Consider the following 13419-nt stretch of genomic DNA (forward strand, 5'->3'; position numbering starts at 1 on the left):
CCCGACACGGACGAGGCCGGTACCGGGCGGAGGGGCGGCGCGCATTCCGGCAGCGCACGTCCAGGGCATCCCGTGCCCGACGAATCGACGGGTTGACGACCCGCGCGCGCCCGAGGGAGTCGAGGCGGGGTCCGCTCGGCAGTGTGCCGTCGCTCCCCCCGTGAACGGATCCCTCTGATCTCCGATTTCACATGTCCCCCCGTATTCAAGTTCGAGGAGAGTGAGCTGATGGCCACCGTGTCCCTCACCGGAGCGTCCAAGAAGGACGCCACCGCTGTTTTCGACGTCCTGCGCACGGCGTTCCCGACCGACCGTTCCTCGCACGACATCCCCCAGGAGCAGCCGGGCGACCACTCCCCGGTGTGGAGCGCGGAGTTCGAGCCGGCGCGGGAGCCGATCCCGACCGACTCCGTTCCGCTGGAGGGTTCGGTCTCCGCCACGCTCCAGGGCGATTACGTCGCCGTGGACCAGCTGTTCGAGGCCCTGAGCGCGGCGTTCGCCGTCGACCACTGGGGCGCCGCGTCAGGAGACCAGGAGAAGGAGGTCGACCTGCGGCTCACGACGAAGCGGTGACGGGACGGGAAGCCGTCCTCGCGCGACTGCGACCCACGAGGAGTTGAGCGACATGGTGCAGATCGGCTACACGATGATGACCGAGCAGGCCGGCCCGCGAGAACTCGTCGACCACGTGGTCGGCGCCGAGCACGCGGGCTTCGACTTCTCGGTCACGTCCGACCACTACTTCCCCTGGCTGGAGTCCCAGGGCCACGCCTCCTACGCGTGGAGCGTGCTCGGCGCTGCCGCACAGGCCACCGAACGCATCCCCCTCATGACCTACGTGACCTGCCCGACGACCCGCTACCACCCGGCCGTCGTCGCCCAGAAGGCCGCCACGCTGCAACTCCTCTCCCAGGGACGGTTCCGTCTGGGCCTGGGCTCGGGGGAGAACCTCAACGAGCATGTGGTGGGCGGTGGTTGGCCCGCCGCACACGTCCGGCTGGAGAAGCTGGAGGAGGCCGTCGAGATCATCCGCTCGCTCTTCGCGGGGGAGAACGTCAACCACCACGGTGTCCACTTCGACGTGGAGAACGCCAAGTTGTGGGATCTGCCCGACGCGCCCCCGCCGATCGGTGCAGCCGTTTCCGGCGACCACTCGTGCGAACTCGCGGGCCGCCTGGCCGACTTGCTGATCGCGACGGAACCCCGGCCGGAACTGATCTCCGCCTTCGAGGACCACGGCGGCACCGGCAAGCCCAAGGTCGGTCAGCTGCCCATCTGTTATGACACCGACCGCGACGCGGCCATCGCCCGCGCCCACGACCAGTTCCGCTGGTTCGGCGGTGGCTGGCCGGTCAACTCCGAACTCCCCGGCCCCGCCGCGTTCGAGGGTGCCACGCAGTTCGTACGGCCGGAGGACGTGGCCGAGTCGATTCCCTGCGGCGACGACGTGCAGGCGGTCGTCGAGGCCGTACGCCCCTACGTCGACGCGGGGTTCACCGAGGTCGCCCTGGTCCAGATCGGCGGCGAGCACCAGGAACCGTACCTGGAATGGGCCGAACAGAAACTGCTCCCCGCCCTCCGCGAGTTGTGAGCGCGCGATGACCACGGAACGCGCCGCGATCTTCGACGTCGACGGGACGCTCGTCGACACCAACCACCTGCACGTCGTGACCTGGTGGGAGGCGTTTCGGCAGGCGGGCCACCAGGTCCCCATGCGGGACATCCACCGGTCCGTGGGTCTGAGTGGAGGCGACCTGCTGGACCACCTCCTCGGCTGCGGCGACCGCGATCCCGCCGAGGACGAGCAGCTCACCGCGGCCCATCACGCCCTGTACGCCACGTACTTCGAGCGGCTCCCGGCGCTGGACGCGGCGGGCGACCTGCTGCGCGCCCTGGCCGGGCGGGGCTGGACGATCGTCCTGGCGACCTCGGCGAGCGGCGCGGAACTCTCCGCCCTACGCCGTGCCATCGACGCGGACGACGTCATCCTCGGAGCGGCCAGCGCGGACGACGTCGGTGACGGCAAACCCGCACCCGACCCCGTGCGGCGGGCCAGGGAACTCGCCGAAGTACCCAGCGAACGAGCCGTGTTCGTCGGTGACACCGTCTGGGACATGAAGGCCGCCGTACGGGACGGAGTGCTCCCGGTAGCGGTGCTGTCCGGCGGCATCCCGCGCGCGGACCTGGAGACCGCCGGTGCCCGCGCGGTGTACCGGGACCCGGCCGACCTCCTCGGGCATCTGGACTCCGGCGTCTTCGCCGACATGGAGTGACCTGGGCCTTCGGAGGCGAAACGCCATGCCGTTTCCATGATCCGCAGGGCGTCGTGATCAGCGGCCGAGGGCCTTCTGCAACTGCCGCTTGTTCATGGAGGACCGGCCGTGGATGTCGCGCTTCTTCGCCTCCGCGTAGAGCTGGTCCTTCGTGGGCCCCTCGGCGCCGCTGTGTGAGCGCAGCCCGCCGCGTTGAGAGGCCGACTTCGGATCACGCGTGGAGGTCTTGCTGGAGGTCTTCGCCTCGCCGGAGCGGGCGCGCTCCTTGTTCACCGTCCGCGCGGCGATCTCCTTCGCCCGGCGCGTGGACTCACCGCGCCTCTCGGCACTCTCTTTTACGTGCTCGTACTGCCGTTCCCGCTTCTTGCTCGATCCTGCCGGCATCGCGTTGCTCCTTTCCGGACGTTCGCCCTACGCCGGGCGTGAGACCTCGGCGACGGCTGTGGAGATCCGTTGCTTCACATGGTCGGGCAGTGGTGGCCCGTTGACCGAGTCGACGAGCTCCTCGGCGAGCTGGTGGAGTTTGGTGTTCGTGTGCTGCGAGACGTCGACCAGGACACTCCAGGCGTCCTCGGCACTGAGACCGAAAGAGGCCATCAGGACGCCGCGGGCCAGGTCGATGACCGGCCGGGTCACCATGGCGCGCTTGAGCTGGACGACTTCGAGGCGCAGTTCCTCGGCCTCGTCGGACACCTCGTCCTCCTCCGTACGGTCGTGCGTCGCGGCGGAATGTTCGTGCCAGTCGTGGACGATCACCCCGTTGACGGGGGCACGGGCGGGAGAGAACAGCGTTGACGTGCCGGTGAGGGCGAACAGTCGCTCGACCCCCGGGCTCGCGGTCCGGACAGTGACCGTCTTGCCGTCCGCCAGGGCGGTGCGGCGTACGCGCAGCAGGGCGTTGAGTCCGGAACAGTCGCAGAAGCCGACCTCGGCCAGGTCGAGGTCCACGCCTTGCGACGACCGGGCCAGTGCCAGACGCAGGGCGCGCTGCATCGTCTGTTCCGTGTCGATGTCGATCTCGCCCGAGACCGCCACGACCGTCCGGCCCCCGGCCGGACGCGTCACGATCTGCAGGAGAGCCGACGGGTCGACTCCCACGGGAGGCTCGTGTTCCGGCATGGCAGTCGCTCCCGAAGCGTTTGTCTGTCCTCTGCCGGTACAAGTTTCATCCGGCCCATGAAACACGTCAAGAGATACATGAAATTTATTTCGCGTCTTTGGATGCGTGAACACTACGCCCTATGATGGGCTGCATGGGTGGAGTAGCCGAGACGCACACAGGATGGACGTTCCTCACCAGTCATGCCCGGGTGCTTGCCGCGATCGCCGAGGACCACCGCACCCGCATCCGGGACATCGCCGCACGGTGCAGGCTCACCGAGAGGGCGGTCCAGAAGATCATTTCCGATCTGGAGGAGGCTGGCTATCTCACCCACACCCGGGAAGGGCGGACCAATGCGTACCGCATCGTCCCGGGGACCATCCTGCGGCACCCGGCCGAGGCCGGCATGACCGTCGAAGCGCTGCTTTCCGCCCTCGCGCAGCACGACGCGCAGCGTGACGGACAGCCGCGGTCGTCCGGATCGGTGTCGTCGTAGGCGTGCGCCTGTTTCGGCACGTGCGGTGCGGGAAGGCGCAGAAATGAGTGCTTCGGACAGGAGGCACGTCCGTGGGAGCCGGTGTACGCCGGATCGCGGGTGTGTTTCGCCTGCTCAGCGCGTGCTCGCTCCCATGGGGACCGTCCGGTCGACAACCCCTGGAGGGAGTTGTGAGCACCATGGACACAGTCACCAGGAAGCACCGTCCGCACGACGACGCACCGTGCACCGCCGCGGCCTTCGCACGCTTTTCGCACCTGCCGGACGGACCGGAACGGGACGCCCTGCGCGACGAACTCGTCCGGGCCTGGCTGCCCATGGCGGACCGTATCGCCGGCCGTTACCGGGGGAAGGGCGAGCCCGTCGAGGACCTGCGCCAGGTTGCCGCGCTCGGCCTCGTCAAGGCCGTCGACGGCTACGACCCCGATCGCGGTCACGCTTTCGAGAGTTACGCCGTCCCGACCGTCACCGGCGAGATCAAGCGCCACTTCCGCGACCACATGTGGGCCCTGCACGTCCCACGGCGCGTCCAGGAACTCCGCAACAGGGTGCGCGTCGCCCTGCAGGACCTGTCCGCGACGGGTGCGGAGCGGCGCCCGGGCATCGCCGAGATCGCCGCGTACACACAGCTGAGCGAGGAGGACGTACGCGCCGGTCTGGAGGCGCTGGACAGCTATGCCGCCCTCTCTCTCGACGCAGAGTCACCGGGCGAGGACGCCGCGGTGACGCTCGCCGACCTGCTGGGGGAGTGGGACGCCGGATTCGACCTGGTCGTCGACCGGGAGGCGGTCAAGCCGGCCCTGCGCACCCTGCCCGAACGTGAACGCACCATCCTCTACCTGCGCTTCTTCCGAGGCATGACGCAGAGCCGCATAGCGGAACAGCTCGGTGTCTCCCAGATGCACGTCTCCCGGCTGATCAGCAACTCCTGCGCCACCGTGCGCAAGAAGGTGCTCGCCGACGCCGCCTAGCGTGCCGGGAGCGGAGGCCGGCCGCCCCTCGGGACTGCTCCCGGGGCGGCCGGTGGCGGGCTCACTGCCGAACCCTCCCGGGAGCGGTTGGGCAGCCGGCCGCCCTCTTCGGACTACCGGGCTGAGCCCGCTTCAAACAACCGGAGAGGATCAACCGGAGTCCGGCTGACTCGCGCGCAGGCGCTGCGCGTCCCTGAGGCGGTGCACGGAGTGGACGCCGGAACACGAACCGTTTTCCGGGCGGACTGCCCCAGTCGGCCGATCCTCGACCAGATCGCGGACAAGTGGTCGATGATGGTCATGGCGCTCCTCGAACGACCCACCCGTTTCAATGAGTTGAAGCGCGGCCTGGAAGGCGTGACACAGCGCGTCCTCACCCAGACGCTGCGCCGCCTCGAGCGGAACGGCATGATTGAGCGCGGAGTCCTGCCGACCTCACCGGTCGGCGTCGAATACTCCCTCACCCCGCTGGGCGAGTCCCTGTGCGAGCCGTTCGGGCACCTCTACGGCTGGACCGTCGAGCACAGCGAAGAGATCCAGAACAGCCAACGGGCCTACGACAGCAGCCTTCGCTCCTTGGCGACGGACACCGCCCCGGCCCGTGTCTCCACCCCCAACTTGCCGTAGATCCGCCCGAGATGGGTCTTGACCGTCGCCTCGCTGATGAAGAGAGCCCGGGCGATGTCCCGGTTGCCCAGGCCGCGGGCCAGCTGGCCGAGGATCTCCTGCTCGCGTTCGGAGAGGGTGGGGTGCGGGTTGCGCATCCGGGCCATGAGGCAGTCGGCCACCGGCGCGGAGAGTGCCGTACGACCGGATGCGGCGCTGTGGATCGCGGTGAACAGTTCCTCGGGGCGTTCGGCCTTGAGGAGGTAGCCCGTGGCGCCCGCCTCGACGGCGCGGGTGATGTCGGCGTCGGTGTCGAACATGGTGAGGACGAGGACGCGAGGGCCTCCGTCGGCGGTCAGTTTCCCGATGGCCGTCACTCCGTCCATGCCGTCGCCGAGTTGGAGGTCCATCAGCACCACGTCGGGACGGACCCGGGCGGCCAGGGCGAGGGCCTCCTCGCCGCTGCCCGCCTCACCGACCACCTCGATGCCGTCGGCGCTGGACAGCAGCGCATGCAGCCCGGCCCGTACGACGGCGTGGTCGTCGCACAGCAACAGACGTACGGGTGCGGGTGTGTTCACGGCACGAGCTCCTCACGGGGATCACGGACGACGGGTACGGCGACCGACACGACCGTGCCCTCGCCGGGGGCGGACTCCACGCTCAGCGTGCCGCCCGACTGCCGGGCCCGGATCCGCATCGCGGGCAGCCCGTGTCCGCGCGACCGGCCGGGCGCGGAGGCCGGGGGAGAAGTGGCGTCGAAACCACGGCCGTTGTCGGCGATGTCCAAAGAGATCTGGTCGTCCAGGCAGGTCAGGGTCAACGCGGCCCGGGTCGCCGCCGCGTGCTCGCGCACGTTGGCCAACGCGCCCTGGGCGATGCGCAGCAGGGCCGCCGCGACCGGCTCGGGCAGCGGGCCCGGATCGCCGTCGAGCCGGAACTCCACCGTCAGGCCGGGACCGCTCTCCCGCTCGGCGAGCGCGCCGAGCGCCACCGGCAGGGAGTGCTCGACGAGGTCGGCCGGTGCCAGGTCGTGGACGAACCGGCGCGCCTCGGCGAGGCCGCGGGAGGTGATCTCGGCGGCCTTGAGGATGTGCTCTCGGGCCGTTTCCGGGTCGGCCTCCCACACACGCTCGGCCGCCTGCAACAGCATCTGCTGGCTGGACAGGCCCTGTGCGACGGTGTCGTGGATCTCCGTGGCCAGCCGCTGCCGTTCCGCCAGGACGCCGGCCCGCCGTTCGGTGGCCGCGAGGTCGCGGCGGGTGCGTACCAGGTCGTCGATCAGGACGCGCTGGCGAACCGCCTGCCGCTGCAACTGCACCAGCACGGCGGTGGCGACCGCCGCGAGAGCCGGCGGCGCGACGACCATGTTGGGGTTGAGCGCTCCGTCGGCCACCCGTATCTCGGAGGCGACGACGAGCGCGGTGAGTACGGCGGCCAGCGGCACCGCGAGCCGCGCGGGCAGCGCGTACAGGCCGCCGAACAACAGCGGCATCGCGCACCAGGTGGCACTCGGCGCGAGGGCGAGCAGTACGGTCCAGACCGCGAACACCGAGGCCAGCCAGGCCAGATGACGTGCGGTGGGCGCCGAACCCGGGCGCGGCGCCGGCGCCAGGAACTGCCCGAGGACGTACAGCAGACAGAAGACCGCGTACAGCGCGAGGACCCAGCCGGTGCGCGCTCCGCCCTGGTCGCGGGTCAGGAAGCGTACGAACGAGGAGCCGAGCAGCAGGAAGAACGCGGCGTGCACCACCGCGGGCAACAGCCGCTCCTCCGGACCGATGTGTCCCGTCATCCGTCGTCCCGTGTGTCCCATCCTCCGTGTCTAACGCGAAGGACAGGATGGCGCATCAACCGATCGGCTGACATCCGGATCACCCGAACCGCCCCCGGATCAGCGCCCCTTGACCGAGCCGGACACCCCGCCGCCGCACCGAGGCTGGCATCAACACCCGCCACCCACCTCGGAGATCGGAAGGCGACGCCCCCGTGCCCACCAAGAACCTCACCGCCAACCGCGCCACCCTCGGCCACCGCATCGCCTACGCCCTGCGCCACCCCGACCGCGTGCCCCGCCACCTTGCTCGTGCCACCCGGGACGCCTGGCTGCGCCACCGCCACCCGGACCACGTCTCCTACTACCGCGCCGTGATGCGCTCCGACACCCGGGCCGACCCGGACGCGGCGGTCGGCAGCGCCAGCCGTGAACGCTGGCTGGCCCTGGGCGCGATGCAGTTCGACTACCTCCTCGGCCACGGACTGCGCCCCGAACACCGCATGCTGGAGATCGGCTGCGGAAACCTGCGCGGCGGCTGGCGCTTCATCCGCCACCTCGACCCCGGGCACTACTACGGCATCGACATCTCGCCCGACATCCTGGCCGCCGCGCAGGACACGCTCGTGGAGATGGGCCTGCAGAAACGGCTCCCCGCCCTCACCCCCGTACAGGACCTGACCCTGCGCTTCCTGCCCGACGCGCACTTCGACGTCGTCCACGCGCACAGCGTGTTCTCGCACTCCCCGCTCCCGGTCATCGAGGAGTGCCTCGCCCACGTCGGCCGTGTTCTGGCGCCGGGCGGCTGGTTCGACTTCACCTTCGACCGCACGGAGGGCGAGGAGCACCACGTGCTGCGCGAGGACTTCTACTACCGCACCGAGACCCTCGTCGCCCTGGCTGCCCGACACGGCCTGAAGGCCCACTTCATGGAGGACTGGGAACAGCTGCCGCACGGCCAGTCGAAGCTCCGGGTCACCCACTGAGTCCCTGCGGCTCAGCAGTCCGCTTCCGCGGGGGCGATCGACTCACGCTGGGCGGTCTGCGCGACGCGCGAGAGGAGGGTGCGCAGTTGATCCGCGTCCTGGTCGCTCAGATCGGCGAGGAGGCGCGCTTCGGCGGCGGACAGACCGCGTCGTACCTCCTTGAGCCTGCTGCGTCCGGTGTCGGTGATGAGGACCTGGCGGGCGCGTCGGTTGCGGGGGTCGGGCCTGCGGGTGATGAGTTCGTGTGCCTCGAGGTCGTCGAGCAGATAGGTCATCACGGTGCGGTCCAGGCTGACCTCTTTGGCCAGGGCGAGTTGTGAGGGCGGTTCGCCACCGGCCAGGGCCACCAGGACCAGGTGGCCGCGCGGCCCCCCTGGCGTCGGCTCTTCGGCCTTGCCGTGCCGTTTGTCGTTTTCGGAAGTCGCTGCGCTCACCCACTCAATCTAGCACCTAAGTGCTACTTCACAGATGTTCTCGTGAGCAGAACATATGCTGTGCATAGTTGTTTCCGAGAGGGCGCCGAGCGTGTGATCCGCACGCCGAAGCGTCATGACAACGACGAGAGGGACCGCGATGAACATCAGCACCGCTCTGCGGGGCAGCACCGCACTGGTGACCGGGGCGACGTCGGGCATCGGCAGGGCCGTCGCGCACAGCCTGGCCCGGCAGGGGGCCGAGGTCGTGGTGCACGGGCGGGACCAGGGCCGGGGCGAGGCCCTGGTGAAGGAGATCGCGCACGACGGCGGCACCGCCCGTTTCGTCGCCGCCGATCTCACCGACGCCGAGGACACGCTGCGGCTGGCCTCACGCGCCGGCGACGTGGACATTCTGGTGAGCAACGCGGGCCTGTACGAGTTCGCGCCGACCGCCGCGACCGACGCCGCGAGTTTCGACCGGCACATCGCGGTCAACACACGGGCCCCGTTCCTGCTGGTCGGCGCGCTGGCGCCCGGCATGGCCGCGCGCGGGCGGGGATCGATCGTGCTGCTCGGGTCGAGCGCGGCCCGCACGCCCGCTCCGGTCGGCGCGGCCTACGGCGCCTCCAAGGCGGGTGTGGAGATCCTCACCCGTTACTGGGCCACCGAGTTCGGCCCCTCGGGCGTGCGGGTCAACTCCGTGTCTCCGGGCCCCGTACACACCGAAGGCACTTCGGCGATGCTCGGCGAGCGCGCCGCGCTCCTGGACAGGACCAACGCGCGCGGCCGGGCGGGCGACCCGAGCGAGATCGCCGACATCGTCTCGTTCCTGGCCGGCCCGGCCAGCAGCTACGTCAACGGCTCCATCCTGTACGCCGACGGTGGCGAACTCAGCGCGCTGCCCGGCTGAGGAGGGGCGCGGTGAACGTCTTCGGCGTCGGTGGGACAGGGCTCGTCGCCGACGGCATCACCCTCGTCGTCGCGGCCCTGGATTCCACACAGTGCGGGAAGTGGCCCTGGTCCGAGGCGAGTTCAGGGCCCTCGTCGATCAGTGCACCGTCGTAGCATCCGATCTGCGGGGCGTCGGCTCCGGAGATGCCCCCAAGTCGGGCTGTACGAGGACCAATCAGGCCCTTGACCTGCAAGGGATCTCCAGCGTTCCCGCGCATCCTCACGCCGCCGTCCGGCGGTCGTCGCGGTCGGCTCGGGCCGCGGTGATCAGGTCGTCGAGTGAGTCGCGGGTGTGCAGCAACTCCTTGATGTGGGCGGAGAGTCGGTCGCGTTCCTGGGCCATGCGGTCCAGTGCGGCGTCGGAGTTCTCGTCGCTGGGCGCGTAGCGGCACGGCATCAGTTCGAGGATGGTGCGGCTGGACAGCCCGGCCACGTACAGGCGCTGGATGAAGTCGACCCGCTCGATGTCGTCGTGCGTGAAGTGCCGCTGTCCGCCGCCGCTGCGGGTGCTGACGAGCAGTCCCTGCTCCTCGTAGTAGCGCAGTGAACGGACACTCACTCCGGTGCGCGCCGCGAGTTCGCCGATCCGCATCTCAACTCTCCTGACGGTGACCTGGGTTCAGGACTTGCAGCTCACATTGATGTCAGGTTTTAGCGTACCGGTCGGGCCCGCTCTCCCCGGGCCTTCGATACGTGATGCACGAAGGAGTTGCCGCATGACCACGCTGTTCGACCGCCACCGCCTCGGCGGTCTGGAGCTGCCCAACTGAGTGGTGATGGCCCCGATGACCCGGGGCCGGGCCGGGGCCGGGGGCCTCGCGACATCGTCCATGGCGGTCTACTACGCCCAGCGGGCCAGCGCCGGGCTGATCGTCACCGAGGGGGTGCAACCGAGCCTGCTCGGGCAGTCCAACCCGGGCACCCCGGGGCTGTACACCGAGGAACAGGTGGCCTCCTGGCGGCCCGTCACCGACGCCGTGCACGCCAATGGCGGGCGGATCTTCGCCCAGATCATGCACGGCGGCCGGGTCTCGCACCCCGACACCACCGGCCTCCAGCCGGTCGGACCGTCCGCCGTCGCCGCGGCCGGCGAGGTGTTCACCCCGACGGGACCGCAGCCGGCGCCGCTTCCGCGCGCCCTGGACCTCTCCGAGGTGCCCGAACAGGCCCGCTCGTACGCGGAGGCGGCCCGGCGCGCGGTGGACGCCGGCTTCGACGGCGTCGAACTGCACGGCGCGAACGGCTACTTGATCTCACAGTTCCTGTCGTCCAACGCCAACCTGCGCACCGATTCCTACGGCGGCCCGATCGCCCACCGCATCCGCTTCGCCGTCGAGGCGGTCGCCGCCACCGTCGACGCCGTGGGCGCCGCCCGCACCGCGATCAGACTGTCCCCCGGCGGCACCTTCTGGGGCGTCGAGGAGAGGGAGGTGCCGGAACTGTACGCGGCTCTGCTCGCCGAACTCGCGCGCTTCGACCTCGCCTACGTGCACCTGGAGGCGACCGCCGAGGAGGAGGTGCTGGTCGGACTGCGCCGCGCGTGGCCGGGCAATCTGGTCGTCAACCCGGTGCTCCCGATGGGCCCCAAGCAGACCGACCGGGCCGCCGCCGACCACTGGCTCTCCCTCGGAGCGGACCTGATCAGCTTCGGCCGCGCCTTCCTCGCCAACCCCGACCTCGTCGAACGGCTCCGCACCGGCCTGCCGCTCGCGCCCGCCGACCCGGCCACGTACTACCAGGGCGGCGACACGGGCTATCTCACCTACTCCGCCTACCAGTACGCCGCCTGACCGGACACGAAGCACGAAGGACGAGGAACACCGATGAACACGCCGAACACGCTCCAGGACGAAGTCCGGACGACCGTCATCATCGCCGGGCGGGTCTTCGTCCCGGCCGAGGACGTCGAGACGTTCGTCGCCGAGGCGCGGGCGACGTCGTACCCCCTTGCCGCCGCGAACCCGGGGAACGTGATGATCTCGTTCTGCGTCGAGGACGCGGCGGCCGGAAGTGTCACCGTGCTCGAACAGTGGGCGTCCCAGGAGGCCCTCGACCGGCATGTCGCCACACCGGAGATCACGGCCCTCCTCACCAAGTGGGGCCCGCGCATACGCAACGAGGTACGCGGATTCCACGCCGACGAGAAGGACCCCCGGGCCTGAGCCGACTTCGGTAACGGGCGCAACCCGCTCCAGCCGAACCCTGGGCCCTGGCCTGCCCGACCCGAGTGCGGGCCGGGCAGGGCAGTACATGCCCGGGCGACGGTGTCAGCGGCCGCTCCGCAGTCGTGACCTCCGTGCCGTCAGGAACGCCAGCGCGCCGCCCGCCACCAGCAGGGCGGCGATGCCCGCCCGCAGCAGGACTCCGTCCGCGCCCGTCGCGGCGAGCCCGCCGCCGGTCGTCGTCCCGCTGCTGGTTCCCGCCCCGGAGCCGGACGGGCTCGCGGTGGCCGTGGCCGACGGGGACGCGGAGGCGCCGGCCGACGGGCTGGCTGTCGCCGAGCCGGTGGCCTTCACCGCGATGGCGGCGGTGTCGTTCGCCGCGTCGTCGTCACGATTGGGGTACTCGGGGTTCTCCACCGCCCGCACGCTGCCCCGCGCGTCGGGCACGACCCGGTCGATCCGCACCGTGAACTTCTGGGTCACGGAGTCGCCCGGCCGGAAGTCCGTGCTGCCGATGTCGCAGGTGTAGCTCTTCGCGTCGGCCTTGCGCGGTGTGCAGTTCCATCGCGGCCCGGGGTCGCCCTGCTCGTCCGGGCCGGGGGCGCCGGTGATGGTGGTGCCGGCGGGCGGGGTCACCACGAACGTGCCGGAGTTGACGGCGTCCATCCACCGGAAGTTCATCCAGCCCGGCCCGTTGTTCCGCACGCCCACGGTGATGCTCACCGTCTCACCGACCTTGCCCTCGACCGTGTCACCGAGCGCCTGGTAGTCGGCGTGCTGGGTGGTGGCGAAGGTGCCGTACCCGGAGTCGGTGAATCCGGAGCCGGAGGCGACGGACTTCAGGCCGAGCGGCGCGCCGGTGCCGGTCTCGGGGAAGCCGGACGGGTCGAAGGAGTCGGGTGCGGTGCCGCCGACCGGCCACACGACATAGGTGTTGTAGCCGTACATCGTGTCCTTGGAGGCGGTGTAGTGCAGCGGCGCGGCCGTCTCGTAGGCCGCGCCGGGCGCGACCGGGGTGTCGAACCGGCACCAGGCGCCGGCCTCGGGCCGGTCCGCGTAGTGGCAGTTGGAGTGGTCATGGGCGAGAGAGACGCCTTCGGAGTCCTGCACCAGCAGCATGACGCCCTTGTCTGCGGGGGCTTTGCCGGTGTTGGTGAAGGCTGGAGTGCGCTCGAAGACGGCGCCGGGCGCGATGTCCTTCAGTGCCGGGTAGGACCGGGCGACGAGCTTCGGCCCGCCGACCAGGACGTCCGTCTTCCCCGTCACGGTGGCCGCGTCGGAGGCGGTGGCGGTGTAGGTGATGGCACCGGTGTCGCCCGCCTTGGCGGCCGAGGTGGGCTTCAGCAGGAACGGGTCGATCGACTCCTTGCCCGACAGCGGGCCCACGTCGCACCTCACCTTCAGGGTGCCGGTGCTCACGCAGTCCCCCGTGACCACCATCGTCGCCTTCCCGGCGAGGGACGAGGCGTCGACCGTGACCGAGACGTCATGGGCATCCCCGCCCGAGGCGGTGATGCCGAGGTCCAGGTTCGGGCCCTCGCCCTCGGTGGGGAGGTAGTAGTTCTCCTGGGTGTCCAGGACGAGCGTCGTTGCGGCGGCATGCGCGGCCGGGGTCGTGACCGCCAGGGCGGCGGTCACGAAAGCGGCGGCCGCCGCTGTTCGCCATGTTCTGCGTATCGTCA

At 70.4% G+C, this 13419-nt stretch carries 18 protein-coding genes; 11 read left to right on the forward strand and 7 right to left on the reverse strand.

All coding sequences use genetic code 11. The annotated features are described in order from the left end of the window. Window positions 1–228: 228 nt before the first annotated feature. The 3 genes from SSP08S_RS12545 to SSP08S_RS12555 are packed head-to-tail and all read left to right on the forward strand — an operon-like array spanning window position 229 to window position 2273. On the forward strand, window positions 229–573 hold the full coding sequence (locus SSP08S_RS12545; protein WP_019067944.1) for a hypothetical protein: 345 nt from the start codon (window positions 229–231) through the stop codon (window positions 571–573). Between the two features lie 52 nt (window positions 574–625). Then, window positions 626–1591, forward strand: a complete 966-nt coding sequence (locus SSP08S_RS12550; RefSeq protein ID WP_019067945.1) for an LLM class F420-dependent oxidoreductase — start codon at window positions 626–628, stop codon at window positions 1589–1591. Window positions 1592–1598: 7 nt separating this feature from the next. Beyond that, a complete protein-coding gene (locus tag SSP08S_RS12555; RefSeq protein WP_019067946.1) occupies window positions 1599–2273 on the forward strand; it encodes an HAD family hydrolase in 675 nt (224 codons plus the stop codon). A gap of 57 nt (window positions 2274–2330) precedes the next feature. Here SSP08S_RS12555 and SSP08S_RS12560 read toward each other — a convergent pair whose 3' ends face one another. Together SSP08S_RS12560 and SSP08S_RS12565 are read right to left on the reverse strand one after the other, a co-directional pair. Further along, window positions 2331–2657 (reverse strand): hypothetical protein, encoded by a 327-nt coding sequence (locus SSP08S_RS12560; RefSeq protein ID WP_019067947.1) that lies wholly within the window; start codon window positions 2655–2657, stop codon window positions 2331–2333. A 27-nt stretch (window positions 2658–2684) separates the two neighbouring features. Next, a complete protein-coding gene (locus SSP08S_RS12565; protein ID WP_019067948.1) occupies window positions 2685–3392 on the reverse strand; it encodes an anti-sigma factor antagonist in 708 nt (235 codons plus the stop codon). Window positions 3393–3526: 134 nt separating this feature from the next. Between SSP08S_RS12565 and SSP08S_RS12570 the strand changes: the two genes are divergently transcribed. The 3 genes from SSP08S_RS12570 (at window position 3527) to SSP08S_RS55235 (ending at window position 5469) form a co-directional block, all read left to right on the forward strand. Further along, window positions 3527–3871, forward strand: a complete 345-nt coding sequence (locus SSP08S_RS12570; RefSeq protein WP_026178429.1) for a helix-turn-helix transcriptional regulator — start codon at window positions 3527–3529, stop codon at window positions 3869–3871. Window positions 3872–4050: 179 nt separating this feature from the next. Beyond that, window positions 4051–4842: a SigB/SigF/SigG family RNA polymerase sigma factor gene (locus SSP08S_RS12575; RefSeq protein WP_026178430.1), complete on the forward strand. Its 792-nt coding sequence runs from the start codon at window positions 4051–4053 to the stop codon at window positions 4840–4842. Between the two features lie 210 nt (window positions 4843–5052). After that, window positions 5053–5469: a winged helix-turn-helix transcriptional regulator gene (locus SSP08S_RS55235; protein ID WP_019067951.1), complete on the forward strand. Its 417-nt coding sequence runs from the start codon at window positions 5053–5055 to the stop codon at window positions 5467–5469. Here SSP08S_RS55235 and SSP08S_RS12585 read toward each other — a convergent pair. Together SSP08S_RS12585 and SSP08S_RS12590 are read right to left on the reverse strand one after the other, a co-directional pair. After that, entirely contained in the window at window positions 5397–6029 is a 633-nt protein-coding gene (locus SSP08S_RS12585; protein WP_019067952.1) for a response regulator, read from the reverse strand. The two genes, SSP08S_RS55235 and SSP08S_RS12585, sit on opposite strands and share 73 nt — an antisense overlap. After that, on the reverse strand, window positions 6026–7243 hold the full coding sequence (locus tag SSP08S_RS12590; RefSeq protein ID WP_019067953.1) for a sensor histidine kinase: 1218 nt from the start codon (window positions 7241–7243) through the stop codon (window positions 6026–6028). Before SSP08S_RS12590 ends, SSP08S_RS12585 begins: the two co-directional genes overlap by 4 nt. 194 nt (window positions 7244–7437) lie before the next feature. On the opposite strand from SSP08S_RS12590, the gene SSP08S_RS12595 reads away from it, so the two are divergent. After that, a complete protein-coding gene (locus SSP08S_RS12595) occupies window positions 7438–8208 on the forward strand; it encodes a class I SAM-dependent DNA methyltransferase (protein WP_019067954.1) in 771 nt (256 codons plus the stop codon). Between the two features lie 11 nt (window positions 8209–8219). Here SSP08S_RS12595 and SSP08S_RS12600 read toward each other — a convergent pair whose 3' ends face one another. After that, the gene (locus SSP08S_RS12600) at window positions 8220–8642 is read right to left on the reverse strand and encodes a MarR family winged helix-turn-helix transcriptional regulator (RefSeq protein ID WP_019067955.1); all 423 of its coding nucleotides are present in this window, start codon (window positions 8640–8642) and stop codon (window positions 8220–8222) included. Window positions 8643–8781: 139 nt separating this feature from the next. Here SSP08S_RS12600 and SSP08S_RS12605 point away from each other — a divergent pair, with 139 nt between their 5' ends. After that, on the forward strand, window positions 8782–9534 hold the full coding sequence (locus tag SSP08S_RS12605) for an SDR family NAD(P)-dependent oxidoreductase (RefSeq protein ID WP_019067956.1): 753 nt from the start codon (window positions 8782–8784) through the stop codon (window positions 9532–9534). A gap of 11 nt (window positions 9535–9545) precedes the next feature. Next, the gene (locus SSP08S_RS61695) at window positions 9546–9689 is read left to right on the forward strand and encodes a hypothetical protein (RefSeq protein ID WP_019067957.1); all 144 of its coding nucleotides are present in this window, start codon (window positions 9546–9548) and stop codon (window positions 9687–9689) included. A gap of 106 nt (window positions 9690–9795) precedes the next feature. On the opposite strand, the gene SSP08S_RS12615 is transcribed toward SSP08S_RS61695, so the two are convergent. Beyond that, window positions 9796–10167, reverse strand: coding sequence for a MerR family transcriptional regulator (locus SSP08S_RS12615; RefSeq protein WP_019067958.1), 372 nt, complete (start codon window positions 10165–10167; stop codon window positions 9796–9798). 184 nt (window positions 10168–10351) lie between these two features. Between SSP08S_RS12615 and SSP08S_RS55240 the strand changes: the two genes are divergently transcribed. Together SSP08S_RS55240 and SSP08S_RS55245 are read left to right on the forward strand one after the other, a co-directional pair. Next, window positions 10352–11365: an alkene reductase gene (locus tag SSP08S_RS55240; protein WP_019067959.1), complete on the forward strand. Its 1014-nt coding sequence runs from the start codon at window positions 10352–10354 to the stop codon at window positions 11363–11365. Window positions 11366–11398: 33 nt separating this feature from the next. Further along, window positions 11399–11737: a putative quinol monooxygenase gene (locus SSP08S_RS55245; RefSeq protein ID WP_019067960.1), complete on the forward strand. Its 339-nt coding sequence runs from the start codon at window positions 11399–11401 to the stop codon at window positions 11735–11737. A 105-nt stretch (window positions 11738–11842) separates the two neighbouring features. Here SSP08S_RS55245 and SSP08S_RS12630 read toward each other — a convergent pair whose 3' ends face one another. Continuing rightward, complete coding sequence (locus tag SSP08S_RS12630; RefSeq protein WP_019067961.1) at window positions 11843–13375, reverse strand: hypothetical protein; 1533 nt, start codon at window positions 13373–13375, stop codon at window positions 11843–11845. Window positions 13376–13419: the final 44 nt, after the last annotated feature.

It is taken from the genome of Streptomyces hokutonensis, assembly GCF_000376565.1.
In the GTDB taxonomy this organism is placed as follows: domain Bacteria; phylum Actinomycetota; class Actinomycetes; order Streptomycetales; family Streptomycetaceae; genus Streptomyces; species Streptomyces hokutonensis.